Origin of the sequence: Janthinobacterium sp. 67, assembly GCF_002797895.1 — a bacterium.
In the GTDB taxonomy this organism is placed as follows: domain Bacteria; phylum Pseudomonadota; class Gammaproteobacteria; order Burkholderiales; family Burkholderiaceae_D; genus Janthinobacterium.
This window is the reverse complement of sequence record NZ_PGES01000001.1, coordinates 4,290,893-4,304,544: the sequence shown is the minus strand read 5'-3', so window position 1 is coordinate 4,304,544 and position 13,652 is coordinate 4,290,893. Positions and strand designations below refer to the sequence as shown.

Below are 13,652 nucleotides of genomic sequence, written 5' to 3'. Positions count from 1 at the left end.
AAGCATAACCATCGGTGCGCGCGGCGGTGGCCATTATGCGATGGAAGGCCCGTAGTGGCGACAAAGGCTGCAAAATAAAGCATCAATCCGCGCCGCCCGAAATAAAATCGCTTGCAATTAAATAGTGCGCGATATATATTGTGTACATGGACGCCGGCAAGTGCTTCTGCAGACGGAGATCCTGGGGCGACAGCCCATGAAGCAAGTAGCACACTATTTAGTAGCCACCTATTTATCTACCTAAAGGAAACCATCATGTCGATCAAACAAGTCCTGTACCGCGCTCAAGCCACCGCCACCGGAGGCCGCGAAGGCCGTGCCGTGTCGTCCGACAATGTGCTGGACGTCAAGCTGACCACGCCAAAAGAACTGGGCGGCAATGGCGCCGTCGGCACCAATCCGGAACAGCTGTTCGCCGCCGGCTACTCGGCCTGCTTCATCGGCGCCATGAAATTCGTTGGCGGCCGCGACAAGATCGCCCTGCCAGCGGACCTGTCCATCGAAGGCAACGTCGGCATCGGCGCCATCGAAACGGGCTTCGGCATCGAAGTGGAACTGAAAATCTCGCTGCCAGGCATGGACCGCGCCGCCGCCGAAGCGCTGGTCGCCGCCGCCCACATCGTCTGCCCGTACTCGAACGCCACGCGCGGCAACATCGACGTCACCCTGACGATCGTCTAATCCCCGCTGCATGCACTCTACCTCCCCGGATGCGCCCTGGCGCCGCCGGGGATGTTTGCTTTAGCGCAGCGCCTGCAGCAGCCTGTCCGCCAGGGCCGGCGCCGAGGCGGGATTCTGTCCCGTGATCAGTTCGCGGTCGACCACCACGTTGCTGGTCCACGGCGTCTGGTTCTGCACATACTGCGCGCCGGCCGCCTGCAAGCCCGACTGCGGATAGAACTTCATCGTCCCGCCCTTCAGCGCGCCTTGCGCCGCCAGTTCTTCCTGATTGCTGATCACCGTCATGCGGTAGCCGCTGTAGATCCAGCCCGCCGGCTTGGGCGGCGTGCGTCCCGCTTCCAGCGCGGCCGCAAACGCTGTCGCCTGCGGCAAGGCCGACAGCAGGGCGATGGGGCCATGGCACAGCAGCGCCGTCGGCTTGCCATCCGCATGGAACTGGCGCAGCAAGGCGCCCAGGCCGGCATCCTTCAACAGATCCTGCATCGGCGCGTGGCCGCCCGGCACCAGCACGGCCGCGTAGTGGCCATAACCGATCTGTTCCACGCGCTTCAGGCTGATCACGGGCGAGCGGCCCGGCACCGTCAGCGCCAGTTGGTCCAGCAGCGCCTTGTGCGCCGCGTGCGCGGCCGCGTCGCCGCCAAAATAGGCATCCGTATCCGAGCTGGCATCCAGGGTGGGCGCCTGGCCCTGCGGCGTGGCGAACGTCACCATGTGGCCCGCGTCGAGCAGCTTTTTCACGGGCTGCATCAATTCATTCAGATAAAAACCCGTCGGGAAGACCTTGCCGTCGCGCAGCTCGAGGTGATTGGCGTCCGACAGCACGACGAGGACCTCGGCCGCCTGGGCGGTGGAAAAGGCAGCGAGCAACAGGCTGCTGATCAATAATTTTTTCATGGTGTCGCCTTTCTGTAGAGAGGTCACCAGCATATTCCGAATCAAAATCGAGAAAAATGATGAATAATGCACAGCACTGATGCAGAATAAGACCGAATAGAAGCGCCGAATAGGAATGAAATGGATAAATTGCAGGCAATGCAGCTGTTTCGCCGCGTGGCCGAGCTGGGCAGCTTTCGCCGCGCCGCCGATGAACTGGACCTGTCGGCGTCATATGTGAGCCGGCGCGTCGGCCAGCTGGAGCAGGAGCTGGGCGGGCGACTGATGACGCGCACCACGCGCCAGCTGGCCCTGACGGAAACGGGCGCCGCCTACCTCGAGCACTGCCGCAAGCTGCTCGACGAGCTGGCGCAGGCGGAAGACATGGTGGCACATAGGGCGGCGCACGTGACGGGCCGCCTGCGCATCAACGCGCCGCTGACCTTGGGCGTGGGCGAGCTGGCCGAAGGCCTGGCCGATTTCATGGCCGACTGGCCCGCGCTGCGCCTGGACGTCGACCTGAAGGATGAATACGTCGACCTGGCGGCCGCCAACTACGACCTGGGATTTCGCGTCACCACCGCACTCAACGATTCGAGCTACGTGGCGCGCCACATCCACGACTACCGCCTGCACATCTGCTGCGCGCCCGCCTACCTGGAACGCCACGGTCCCCTGCGGGAAGCCACGGACTTGACGCGCCAGCGCTGCTTCATCTACAGCCACGCGCTGTTCGGCAGCCGCTGGCCGCTGCGCCATGCGGGGCCGCACAGCGACATCGAAGTACCGAACTGGGTCCGCACGAACAACACCCTGTTCATGCGCAGCCTGATCCTGCGCGGCCTGGGCATCGGCATCCTGCCCACCTTTGTCTGCCGCGAGGAACTGGCCAGCGGCGCCCTGGTCGAGCTGTTTCCGGACATCGAGCGGCCCAGCCTGGCGCTGTTCGCCATCTATCCGTCGCGCCAGCTGGTGGCGCCCCGCGTGACGCGCTGCATCGAGCACCTGAAGCAGTGGTATGCGCAGCGCTATCCCACGCCGGCCGCGTGAAGCCGGTAAAATCACGCCACTCTCAATCAAGGATGACCCATGATCAGCTGGCAATGGAACACGTTCGACGAACTCGGCCCCCACGATTTGTACCAGGTGCTGGCCTTGCGCCAGCGCGTGTTCGTCATCGAACAGCAGTGCATTTACCCGGACCTGGACGGCCATGACCAGCAAGCCATGCATTTGCTGGGCTGGCAAACGGTCGATGGCCAGCGCCGTCTGTCCGCCTACCTGCGCGTGCTGGCACCGGGCGCCAAGTATGTGGAAATGTCGCTGGGCCGCGTGCTGACGGCGCCCGAGGCGCGCACCACGGGCGCCGGCAAGCAGCTATTAACGGAAGGTATCGCGCGTGCCGAACGCCGGCATCCTGGCCACGCCATCCGCATCGGCGCGCAGCACTACCTGGAGCGCTTCTACCAGTCGTTCGGCTTTGTCACCGTCAGCGCGCCGTACGACGAAGACGGCATACAGCACGTCGACATGCTGCGCGCGGTGGCGCCGGAAGCTGCGGCATGACGACGGCCCTGATTTCCTGGAGCGGCGGCAAGGATTCCTGCCTGGCCCTGTGGCGCGCACGCAACGCGGGCATGGACGTGCCGCTGCTGATCACGGCCATGGATGAAGATGGCCGCAAGTCGCGCTCGCACGGCGTGCCGCCCGAGCTGCTCGCGGCGCAGGCGGCCAGCCTGGGCGCGCGCCTGCAGCGCTATCACGCCAGCTGGGCCAGCTATGAAGAGCAATTCATCGCCATGCTGCGCGCGGCCAAGGCCGAGGGCATCGATCATGCGCTGTTTGGCGACATCGACCTGCAGCCGCACCGCGACTGGGAAGAAAAAGTCTGCGCCGCGGCCGGCCTGACGGCCCACCTGCCCCTGTGGGGCGGGGACCGCCGCGCGCTGGTCGACGAATTTCTCGCCGCCGGCTTCAAGGCCATCGTCGTGTGCATCAATGGCCAGCACTTGCCACGGACATTTTGCGGGCGCGAATTCGATGCCGCCTTCCTGGCCGACCTGCCGCCCGGCGTCGACGCCTGCGGCGAAAACGGCGAATTCCACACCTTCGTCTACGACGGTCCCGCCTTCAGCACACCGGTGGCGCTGCGCCGCACGCAAGTGCTGCAATATGACGCGCCTGCCAACCTGGGCGGCGCCACCTATTACTTCCAGGAACTGGCCCCGCCCGAGGCGTAAAGGGGCCGCCCAAGCAAAAAGGGCGATTCCGTGGAATCGCCCTTTGTCCGCTGCCTTGCGCGTGCTTACTTTTTCGTCACGCTCACCAGCTTGATCTCGAACAGCAAGCCGGCGTAGCCGGGAATCTTCGGCGCGCTGCCTGCCTTGCCGTAGCCCAGGTCATACGGAATGGCCAGGGTGCGCGTGCCGCCGACCTGCATGCCGACCAGGCCGCGGTCCCAGCCCAGGATGACACGGCCGATACCCAGCGGGAAAGTAAAACCGGAGCCGGCCGGGCTCGCATCGAACTGCGTGCCCTTGTTGCCCGGTTTGCTCGCGTCATACAGCCAGCCCGTGTAGGTCACCAGCAGGGTGTCGCCCGCCGCCGCTGCCGTGCCGGTGCCGACCACCGTATCGGTAATGGTCAGTTCTTTCACTTGCGTATTCGGGTCGAGCACGACCGGCTTCTCGGTGTTGGCAGCAGCACCGCAGGCGGTCAGGGCCACGGCGCAAGCGAGGGTGGCGATCATTTGAAATACCGATTTCATGGTTTCCCTTTAAATATTGGTGTGTGGCTCAGCCCGTACGGTGCGGGCCGGTGCGAGCAGCAGTTTAACAGGAGTCGCGCGGCCAATTTGTAAGCAGACGTAAGCACGGCGGAAGATTGCGCAACAATACAACATTGTCACAACAACCATTCCGCCGCACTGCCACGTCTAGATTTCCACCTGCGTACCCAGTTCGATCACCCGGTTGCTCGGGATCTGATAGTAGTCGGCCGCCGTGCGCGCGTTGCGCGACATGGTGACGAACAGGTGCTCGCGCCACGGCATCATGCCGGCGCCCGGCGTCGAAATGATGGTCTGGCGCGCGATGAAGAACGATGTTTCCATCATCTCGAAATCCAGTCCCTGCTGCGCGCATTGCGCCAGCGCATCGGGAATGTCCGGCTCATCCTTGAAGCCGTAATGCACATTGACCTGGTAGCACTGGTGGCCCAGGTCCACCACGCGCACGCGCTCGGACGGCGCCACCCACGGTTCTTCATGCATGAAAACGGTAAGGAAAATGACTCTTTCATGCAACACCTTGTTGTGCAGCAAGTTATGCAGCAGCGCATGCGGCACGCCATCCGTTTCGCCGCGCAGGAAAATGGCCGTGCCGGGCACGCGCAGCGGCGGGGCGATGAACAGCGACGAGAGGAAATCGTCGAGCGGGATCGCATGCTTTTCCAGGTTCTCGAACACCAGCTGGCGGCCCCGCTTCCAGGTCAGCATGACGATGAACAGGATGGCGCCCAGCAGCAGCGGGAACCAGCCGCCGTGGAACAGTTTCAGGGCGCTGGCCGAGAACAGGTTGACGTCGATGATCAGGAAGAAACCCGTGGCGGCCCAGCACAGCAGCAAATTCATCTTCCAGCGGTAGCGGATGACGAAGAAGGTCAGGATGGTGGTGGCCAGCATGGTGGCCGTGACGGCGATGCCGTAGGCGGCGGCCAGCTTTTCCGAGGAGCCGAAGCCGACTACGGCCAGCAGCACCACGGCCAGTTGCAGCCAGTTGACGGCCGGGATGTAAATCTGGCCGATTTCGCTTTCCGACGTGTGGCGCACGCGCATGCGCGGCAAAAAGCCCAGCGCGATGGCTTGCTTGGTCATCGAGAAGGTGCCGGAAATGGTTGCCTGCGAAGCGATCACGGTGGCCATGGTCGACAGGATCACCAGCGGATACACGCTCCAGGCGCCCAGCTGCTGGTAGAAGGGATTGGAAATGGCTTCAGGGTGCGCGAGCAGCAGGCCGCCCTGGCCCAGGTAATTCAATGCCAGCGCGGGGAAGGCGATCAGAAACCAGGCCATGCGGATCGGCTTCTTGCCGAAGTGGCCCATGTCGGCGTACAGCGCCTCGGCGCCCGTCAGCGCCAGCACCACGGCGCCCAGCGACAGGAAGGCGATGCGGCCATTTTCCAGCAAGAAAGCCACCGCATGCAGCGGGTTGACGGCGGCCAGGATGGCCGGCGACTTGATGATGTTGACCACGCCCATGCAGGCCAGCGCGACAAACCAGATCAGCATGATGGGAGCGAAGAAGCGGCCGATGCCGGCCGTGCCGTGCGACTGCACGGAATACAGGCCCACCAGCACGGCGATCGTCAGCCACACCACGTACGGGCTGAAGGCGGGCGTGGCCACTTCCAGGCCTTCGATGGCCGACAGCACGGAAATGGCCGGCGTGATCACGCTGTCGCCGTAGAACAGGGTGGCGCCGAAGACGCCGATCACCATCAGCGGCACGTGCCAGCGCGACGACTTGCTGACGGACGACAGCACCAGCGCCATCAGGGCCATGATGCCGCCCTCGCCGCGGTTGTCGGCGCGCAGCACCAGGGTCACGTACTTGAGCGAGACGATCAGGGTCAGGCCCCAGAAGATCAGCGAGACGATGCCCAGCAGGTTGTTATGCGTGACGGACAGGCCATGGGTCGGGTCGAAGACCGTTTTCAGGGTGTACAGCGGACTGGTGCCGATATCGCCATAGACGATGCCGACGGCAGCCAGCGTCAAGCCGACCAGGCTGCTTTTTTTATGTTCCGACGTCAAGATTGCACCCGTTTTTGTTTTGTTGCATCGCACAATATGATAGGTATTAGCAAATAGCAAGAGTATTTTTGCATGGTTCCGGGCTGCCCCAAGGTCGTTGTTTTATGCCGCCGCGCCCGCTTGCGCGAACGGGCGGCCGTTGATTTGTTGCCATTCTACGCCTCGCCAGCGGCGCCGGGCAGCCCCGTGTGTTTTCAGCGATAATGACAGACTGTCTACTCTCCAGTGCCCCCATCATGAATCCAGGCATGCTCTACGCCTCCCTCGCCTTCCTGTGCTGGGGCCTGTTCCCCCTGTATTTCCATGCCATCGACGCCATCGCGCCGCAGGAAATCCTGGCCAACCGCATGGTCTGGTCGCTATTGTTCCTCGGTATCGTGCTGACCGTGCGCCGCCAGTGGAGCTGGCTGGGCGCCTTGCGCAGCCAGCCGAAAGTGGTGGCCAGCTTCGTGGCCAGCGCGTTTTTGCTGTCCGCCAACTGGTTCATCTATATCTGGGCCGTCAACAACGGCCACGTGGTCGACGCCAGCCTCGGCTACTTCATTACGCCCCTGATCAATGTCATGCTGGGCTTTTTGCTGCTGCACGAGCGCTTGCGCCGCCTGCAGTGGCTGGCCATCGGCCTGGCCGGCTGCGGCGTGGCCTGGCTCACCTGGCAGGCGGGGCAGATACCGTGGATCGCCCTGCTGCTGGCGGCCACCTTCGGCGGCTATGGCCTGCTGCGCAAGACGGCCGCGCTGGGCGCGCTGGAAGGCTTGTCGTTTGAAACATTGATTCTTTTTCCCCTGGCGCTGGCCTACATGCTGTGGCTGGCCTGGCATGGCCAGAGCGGCTTCGTCAATACCGACTCCACCGCCACGCGCGCGCTGCTGCTGGCGTCCGGCCCCATCACGGCCATTCCCCTGCTGCTGTTCGCCGCTGGCGCGCGCCGCCTGCCGCTGGCCGTGCTGGGACTGTTGCAATACATCGCGCCCACGGGCCAGCTCCTGATCGGCGTATGGGTCTTCCACGAATCGTTCACGCCCGAGCGCATGCTGGGCTTCCTCGTCATCTGGACGGCGCTGGGCCTGTATGCGGCCGAGGGCCTGTGGAGCAGCCGCCGCGCGCGTCTGGCCGCCTGACCGGCCCGTTCCGGCAGCGCACAGCGCTGGCCGGAAGCGGGCGTTTACCGTATCCTGTCCGTCTTTGTATATCACCCGAGATTTCTAATGGCAAATTACGTCTACACCATGAATCGCGTGGGCAAAATCGTCCCGCCCAAGCGCCAGATTCTGAAAGATATTTCCCTCTCCTTCTTCCCAGGCGCGAAGATCGGCGTGCTGGGCCTGAACGGCTCCGGCAAATCGACCCTGCTGAAAATCATGGCAGGCATCGACACCGACATCCAGGGCGAAGCCGTGCCGATGCCGGGCCTGAACATCGGCTACCTGCCGCAGGAACCGCAGCTCGATCCGGCAAAAACCGTGCGCCAGGAAGTGGAATCCGGCCTGGGCGAAGTGTTTGAAGCGCAAGCCAAGCTGGAAGCCGTGTACGCCGCCTATGCCGAGGAAGACGCCGATTTCGACGCCCTGGCCACGGAACAGGCACGCCTGGAAGCGATCATCTCGACTTCCGACGGCGGCAATCTGAATCTGCAGCTGGAAATGGCCGCCGACGCGCTGCGCCTGCCGCCATGGGACGCCACCATCGGCGTGCTGTCCGGCGGTGAAAAGCGCCGCGTGGCGCTGTGCAAGCTGCTGCTGTCCAAGCCCGACATGCTGCTGCTCGACGAGCCGACCAACCATCTGGATGCGGAATCGGTCGACTGGCTGGAACAATTCCTGCTGCGCTTCCCCGGCACCGTCGTGGCCATCACCCATGACCGCTACTTCCTCGACAACGCGGCAGAGTGGATCCTGGAGCTGGACCGCGGCCACGGCATTCCATGGAAGGGCAACTACTCGACCTGGCTGGACCAGAAGCAAGCCCGTTTGAAGCAGGAAGAAGCGACGGAATCGGCGCGCCAGAAAGCGCTGCAGAAGGAATTGGAATGGTCGCGCCAGAACCCGAAAGCGCGCCAGGCCAAGTCGAAAGCCCGCCTGGCCCGCTTCAACGAACTGTCCGAGCACGAATACCAGAAGCGCAACGAGACGCAGGAGATCTTCATTCCCGTGGCAGAGCGCCTGGGCAATGAAGTCATCGAGTTCAAGAACGTGTCGAAAGCGTTCGGCGACCGTTTTCTGATCGACAACCTGAGTTTTACCGTGCCGCCAGGCGCCATCGTCGGCATCATCGGTCCCAACGGCGCTGGCAAGTCGACCCTGTTCAAGATGATCACCGGCAAGGAAACGCCGGACAGCGGCGAAGTGGCCATCGGCCAGACGGCGCGCGTGTCCATCGTCGACCAGAACCGTGATAGTCTCGCTGACAACAAATCCGTGTTCGAAGACGTGTCCGGCGGCGCCGACATGCTGACGGTCGGCCGCTTCGAAATGCCGTCGCGCGCCTACCTGGGCCGCTTCAACTTCAAGGGCTCGGACCAGCAAAAGCAAGTGGGCAACCTGTCCGGCGGTGAACGCGGCCGTCTGCACCTGGCAAAAACTCTGCTGATGGGCGGCAACGTCCTGCTGCTCGATGAACCGTCGAACGATCTGGATGTGGAAACCTTGCGCGCGCTGGAAGACGCCCTGCTGGAATTTGCCGGCAGCGTCATGGTCATTTCCCATGACCGCTGGTTCCTCGACCGTATCGCCACGCACATCCTGGCCTTCGAAGGCAATTCGCAAGTCACCTTCTTCGACGGCAACTATCAAGAGTACGAAGCCGACAAGAAGAAACGCCTGGGTGAAGAAGGCGCGAAGCCAAAACGTATCCGCTACAAGCCGCTGACCACGTAATTTCGGTCCGGCCATGCAAAAAGGCAGTTACCTCGCGGTAACTGCCTTTTTTTTCAGCAAACTTCCGGTGACTTAGAAGTTGTAGCGTGCGCCCAGAGCGAGGCCCGTAGCCTTGCGGCCCTGGTCGGCGCTCTTGCCGAAGTGTTCCACTTCCGCCGTCAGCGAGACTTTCTCGTTGATCGCGTACTGGGCGCCGACGGAAGCGTACACGCCCGTCTTGTCGTTGCCGCTGATGCCGGTCGACAGGCCCGTGCCGCTCAGGCTGTTCTTGACCTTGGCCACGCCGAGCTTGCCGAACACGCCGACTTTATCGCTCACAGGCATGGTGGCCTTGCCGGCCAGGTAGTAGCCATGCGAATCGCTTTTCACGGAACCGTTGCCTGCACCCGTGACATAGCTGTAATCCTTGCTGCCGAAATCGGCATAGCCACCTTCGATTGCCCAGGTTTTGTCGAAATCGTAACCGGCGAAGATCTTGGCGCCAGCCTTGTAGCCGCTGTGATTGTCGGCGCTGGTGGCGCCAGGAATATCGAAGTTATAACGGTTGCCCGTGACGCCAGCACCCACATAGGCGCCTTCGGCGTGTGCTGCGCTCATGCCGGTCAGTGCGGTAACGGAAGCGATCATTGCAAACAGGATTTTCTTCTTCATCATGTTCTCTCTCTCAATTAGTGAATGGTGCCTGGATTCGCAGTTCAGCGAAGTGCGATGAAGACACAATAACAGCCGAAAAAAGCTACGTCTTTCATCATTCCGTAAGAACTGTGACAAGATGTAAGTCGACATTGCAAACTGACAATAACCGTAAAATGCGCACCGTTGAGCGAACTTAAGATAGACTTAAGAACATTATCGATTTTCAGTCACCAGGAGAAATGCATGCATAAACGCCAGTTTCTTGCCGCCGCCATGGCCGCCACCGCCCTGCCCGCCATAGGCCGCGCGGCGCCCACAGGCTTGCGCGGGCCGGCACTGCTGACCGTCACGGGCAGCATCGACAAGCCCAACCGGGGTCCCTTCGACGCCGTGCGCGACCAGATGATGCACAAGCAAAAGATCAGTTTTGAACGGGCGCGGGCTTTCGACTTTGCGGCGCTGGCGAATTTGCCGGCACGCACCATCCACCCCACCCTGGAATACGACGGCAAGGTCCATGCCCTGCGCGGGCCATTGCTGGTCGATGTATTGAAGGCGGCGGGCGCGCCCGAGGAAGATGCCGTGCGGCTGTTGCTGCGCGCCGTCGATGGCTACGCGGCGGCGCTGACCATGGCGCAGGCGCGCACACAGCGTTTCATTGTCGCCACCCACCTGGATGGCCAGGCGATGGCGCTGGGCGGCCTGGGACCGCTCTGGGCGATCCACGATGCGGACCGCATCGCGGCCGTGGCGGCCATGCCCCTGGCCGAACGTTTTTCCAGCTGCCCGTGGGCGCTGTATCACATCGGCGTCGAGGCGGGTTGAAGCGGTTGAGGCAGATTAAGCGTAGGCTTCGGCCATCGACATGACGCGTGGAGCGATGGTAATGCCATGCTCCTCGAACAAGGCCGTGATGGCCGCCACGTTCTGCGTGCACTCCTCGGTCTTCCAGCCCTTGAAGATGTCCGTGCCATCCTTCTGGAAATGCAGGTCCAGCACTTTGCCCCCATCCTTGTGCAGGTAGGGCGAACTATAGGTGTTCTCGAATCCAAGCGCCTTCAATTGCCCCAGCAAGGCCAGTGGCGGGTGGTCGGGATCGGTGGCAAGAAAAATGCCGAAGGTCTTGCCCGGTGGTTTGGCGGCGATGTCGACCTCGTAAATACCGGGGGCCTTGCTGACGGACGTACTCTTTAAAAATAACATGCAACACTCCCTGCGCGTAATGTCCCGTGCCGAAAACGGGCAACAAGACAGGGGCGGTGCGCAATGATTCCCCTCGTCAAATCTTATTGCTAATTGGAATCTTTGTCGACAAATCGGCACTTTTATTTGGTAAGTCGTGGTTATCTTGTCGTGTTCGCCAGCGTAAATTATCAATAAAGCCAGTTATCATTGCGCTAATATCCGCCCTGCTGCATACTTTTGGCTTGCGTCACGATAGCCTTCCCGCCGGCCATTCCCCGTCTCCATGCGTCTTCTGTCGATCAAATACCGCCTGCTCATTCTTCTCACCCTGATCCTGGGCGCGGGCTTCATGGCCACCAGCCTGGCCAGTTACCTGGCTTCGCGCAAAGCCATCGAGCACGGCATCGCCGACCAGACCCTGCCCCTGACGGGCGACAATATTTACTCGGAAATCCAGAAGGACATGCTGCGCCCCGTGTTCATCTCGTCGCTGATGGCGCATGACACCTTCGTGCGCGACTGGATACTGGCGGGCGAAAACAAGCCGGAACAGATCGTGCGCTACCTGGCCGAGGTGAAGAAGAAGTACGGCGCCATCACCAGCTTTCTCGTCTCGGACAAGAGCAGCAAATATTATTACGCGGAAGGCACCTTGAAATCCGTCAGCCCGCAGGAAACGCGCGACATCTGGTACTACCGCGTGCGGGCCATGGACAAGACCGACTATGAAACAAATGTCGACGTGGACATGGCCAACCGCGACAGCATGACCATCTTCATCAACCACCGCGTCTATGACTACGACGGCCAGTTCATCGGCGCCACCGGCATTGGCCTGACCCTGGCCACCATGAACCACATCATCGACCGCTACCAGGCGCGCTTCCACCGCAACATCTATTTTGTCGATGCCGCCGGCACCCTGGTGTTGACGGGCAAGACCATGCGCAACGGGCACGGCAATATCCGCAGCCTGCCCGGCGTGAACGCCATTGCCGATAAAATCATCAACCACGAGAGCCAGCCAACGCATCTGTCGTACCAGCTGGGCAGCGCGCAAATCCTCGTCAACTCGCGCTTCATTCCCGAACTGGGCTGGTACCTGGTGGTCGAGCAGAACGTCAGCGACGAAGTGCAGTCGCTGCAGCGCGTGTTCATCTTCAACCTGGCCATCAGCTTTGGCGTGACCGTGCTGGTCCTGGGCTTGACCCTGCTGACGGTAAACCGCTACCAGCGCCGCATCGAGCGCATCGCCTCGACGGATGCGCTGACGGGGCTATTGAACCGCCAATCGCTGGAATTGCTGTTCCAGCGCGCCATGCTCCTGTCCAGACGCAACGAGCAACCGATGTCGGCCATCCTGTTCGACATCGACTTCTTCAAGCGCGTCAACGATACGCACGGCCACCTGTGGGGAGACAAGGTCATCCGTGGCGTGGCCGACGTGGCGCGCGCCACCGTGCGCGAAAGCGACGTCATCACGCGCTGGGGCGGCGAGGAATATCTGGTACTGCTGAATAACTGCAGCCTGGCCCAAGCGATGGAAGTGGCGGAAAACCTGCGCGCCGCCATCGAAGGCCACGATTTCGGCCTGCCCGCGCCGCGCGTACCGGTGACGATCAGCCTGGGTGTGGCCGAATACCGGTCAGAGGAAAGCGAATCGGCCTTCTTTTCACGCGCCGACAGCGCGCTGTATCAAGCCAAGCATCACGGCCGCAACGGCGTGCACGCCGCCTGAGTCACCCGCCGCGCTTGCGCCGGGCCAGCTCCTGCGTGGGCGCCACCAGCGCCCGGTACAACTCGCCCGTGGCGGCATCCCATTGCTGCACCGCCTGCTGCTGGCGTTGCACGGTGGCCGAGTCGCCCCGCGCGATGGGGCCGGAGAGCGCGGGCGCGGCGCCCAGGCGGAATACATTGGCCACCGCTTCCGTCACCAGGGGCTGGGCCAGTTCGCGCGCCACCGGCTCGGGAATGCCGGCCGCCTGGTAGGCGCGCAGGGCCGCGTCGAGCACCGTCACCAGGTAATTGCTGGCGAAGACGGCGGCAGCGTGATACAGGGTCTTGGCGGCCGGATCGATGGGCACGGGGCGCGCGCCGATGGCGATCAAGGCCGGCGTCAAAAAGGCCAGCGCCAGCGGATCGCCTTCCACGCCGCAAAACGTGCCGTCGAAGGTGGCGGCCACTTGTGCGGGGTCGGCAAAGCTGCGGATCGGATGCGCGCTGGCGACAAAGGCGCCCGCCTGCGTGGCGGCCAGCAGCACGTTCGAGGCCAGCGCGCCGCTGCAGTGGAACACGATGGCGCCCGCCTGGCGCCCTTCGGCCACCAGGGCCGCGCAGGCCGGGCCGATCTGGTCGTCCGAGACGGCCAGCATGGTGACGTCGGCGTGGCGCAAGGCCGCATAGCTGTCGACGGGCGTGCCGGCGCCGATGAAAGCGACGGCCGCTTGCGCCGAGGCCATCGACCGTGTCAGCACATCCTGCACCAGGATTTTTCCACCATGCGCCCCCTCGGTTTGCGCAAACAAACGGCCCAGCACGCGGCCCACGTGGCCGGCGCCGATGATATTGAGTGTGACGTTCATGATGAT

14 protein-coding genes are annotated in these 13,652 nt (G+C 62.7%); 8 read left to right on the top strand and 6 right to left on the bottom strand.

The window, feature by feature from the left end; translation table 11 throughout:
* Positions 1 to 255 precede the first annotated feature (255 nt).
* Positions 256 to 681: an organic hydroperoxide resistance protein gene (locus CLU90_RS19280; protein WP_100428703.1), complete on the top strand. Its 426-nt coding sequence runs from the start codon at positions 256 to 258 to the stop codon at positions 679 to 681.
* 60 nt (positions 682 to 741) lie between these two features.
* On the opposite strand, the gene CLU90_RS19275 is transcribed toward CLU90_RS19280, so the two are convergent.
* Positions 742 to 1,575, bottom strand: coding sequence for a type 1 glutamine amidotransferase domain-containing protein (locus CLU90_RS19275; RefSeq protein ID WP_100428702.1), 834 nt, complete (start codon positions 1,573 to 1,575; stop codon positions 742 to 744).
* A 120-nt stretch (positions 1,576 to 1,695) separates the two neighbouring features.
* Between CLU90_RS19275 and CLU90_RS19270 the strand changes: the two genes are divergently transcribed.
* From CLU90_RS19270 to CLU90_RS19260, 3 genes are read left to right on the top strand one after another with little or no spacing between them, the layout of a single operon-like run.
* Complete coding sequence (locus tag CLU90_RS19270) at positions 1,696 to 2,604, top strand: LysR family transcriptional regulator (RefSeq protein WP_100428701.1); 909 nt, start codon at positions 1,696 to 1,698, stop codon at positions 2,602 to 2,604.
* Between the two features lie 39 nt (positions 2,605 to 2,643).
* A complete protein-coding gene (locus tag CLU90_RS19265; RefSeq protein ID WP_100428700.1) occupies positions 2,644 to 3,120 on the top strand; it encodes a GNAT family N-acetyltransferase in 477 nt (158 codons plus the stop codon).
* Positions 3,117 to 3,794, top strand: a complete 678-nt coding sequence (locus CLU90_RS19260) for a diphthine--ammonia ligase (protein WP_100428699.1) — start codon at positions 3,117 to 3,119, stop codon at positions 3,792 to 3,794. Before CLU90_RS19265 ends, CLU90_RS19260 begins: the two co-directional genes overlap by 4 nt.
* A gap of 65 nt (positions 3,795 to 3,859) precedes the next feature.
* On the opposite strand, the gene CLU90_RS19255 is transcribed toward CLU90_RS19260, so the two are convergent.
* Both CLU90_RS19255 and CLU90_RS19250 read right to left on the bottom strand, forming a co-directional pair.
* Positions 3,860 to 4,321 carry an FKBP-type peptidyl-prolyl cis-trans isomerase gene (locus CLU90_RS19255; protein ID WP_092713297.1) on the bottom strand — a complete coding sequence of 154 codons (462 nt, stop codon included), beginning with the start codon at positions 4,319 to 4,321 and terminating at the stop codon, positions 3,860 to 3,862.
* Positions 4,322 to 4,489: 168 nt separating this feature from the next.
* Positions 4,490 to 6,367, bottom strand: coding sequence for a potassium transporter Kup (locus CLU90_RS19250; RefSeq protein WP_092713295.1), 1,878 nt, complete (start codon positions 6,365 to 6,367; stop codon positions 4,490 to 4,492).
* A gap of 236 nt (positions 6,368 to 6,603) precedes the next feature.
* Between CLU90_RS19250 and rarD the strand changes: the two genes are divergently transcribed.
* Both rarD and ettA read left to right on the top strand, forming a co-directional pair.
* Entirely contained in the window at positions 6,604 to 7,488 is an 885-nt protein-coding gene (rarD, locus tag CLU90_RS19245) for an EamA family transporter RarD (RefSeq protein ID WP_092713293.1), read from the top strand.
* Positions 7,489 to 7,575: 87 nt separating this feature from the next.
* Positions 7,576 to 9,243 (top strand): energy-dependent translational throttle protein EttA, encoded by a 1,668-nt coding sequence (gene ettA / locus CLU90_RS19240; RefSeq protein ID WP_100428698.1) that lies wholly within the window; start codon positions 7,576 to 7,578, stop codon positions 9,241 to 9,243.
* A gap of 72 nt (positions 9,244 to 9,315) precedes the next feature.
* On the opposite strand, the gene CLU90_RS19235 is transcribed toward ettA, so the two are convergent.
* Positions 9,316 to 9,897 (bottom strand): porin family protein, encoded by a 582-nt coding sequence (locus CLU90_RS19235; protein ID WP_092713291.1) that lies wholly within the window; start codon positions 9,895 to 9,897, stop codon positions 9,316 to 9,318.
* 225 nt (positions 9,898 to 10,122) lie between these two features.
* On the opposite strand from CLU90_RS19235, the gene CLU90_RS19230 reads away from it, so the two are divergent.
* A complete protein-coding gene (locus tag CLU90_RS19230) occupies positions 10,123 to 10,704 on the top strand; it encodes a molybdopterin-dependent oxidoreductase (protein WP_092713289.1) in 582 nt (193 codons plus the stop codon).
* 15 nt (positions 10,705 to 10,719) lie between these two features.
* Here CLU90_RS19230 and CLU90_RS19225 read toward each other — a convergent pair whose 3' ends face one another.
* Positions 10,720 to 11,082 carry a hypothetical protein gene (locus CLU90_RS19225; RefSeq protein ID WP_092713287.1) on the bottom strand — a complete coding sequence of 121 codons (363 nt, stop codon included), beginning with the start codon at positions 11,080 to 11,082 and terminating at the stop codon, positions 10,720 to 10,722.
* 265 nt (positions 11,083 to 11,347) lie between these two features.
* Here CLU90_RS19225 and CLU90_RS19220 point away from each other — a divergent pair, with 265 nt between their 5' ends.
* The gene (locus CLU90_RS19220) at positions 11,348 to 12,802 is read left to right on the top strand and encodes a sensor domain-containing diguanylate cyclase (protein ID WP_100428697.1); all 1,455 of its coding nucleotides are present in this window, start codon (positions 11,348 to 11,350) and stop codon (positions 12,800 to 12,802) included.
* Between the two features lies 1 nt (position 12,803).
* On the opposite strand, the gene CLU90_RS19215 is transcribed toward CLU90_RS19220, so the two are convergent.
* Positions 12,804 to 13,646 (bottom strand): Rossmann-like and DUF2520 domain-containing protein, encoded by an 843-nt coding sequence (locus CLU90_RS19215; protein ID WP_100428696.1) that lies wholly within the window; start codon positions 13,644 to 13,646, stop codon positions 12,804 to 12,806.
* Positions 13,647 to 13,652: the final 6 nt, after the last annotated feature.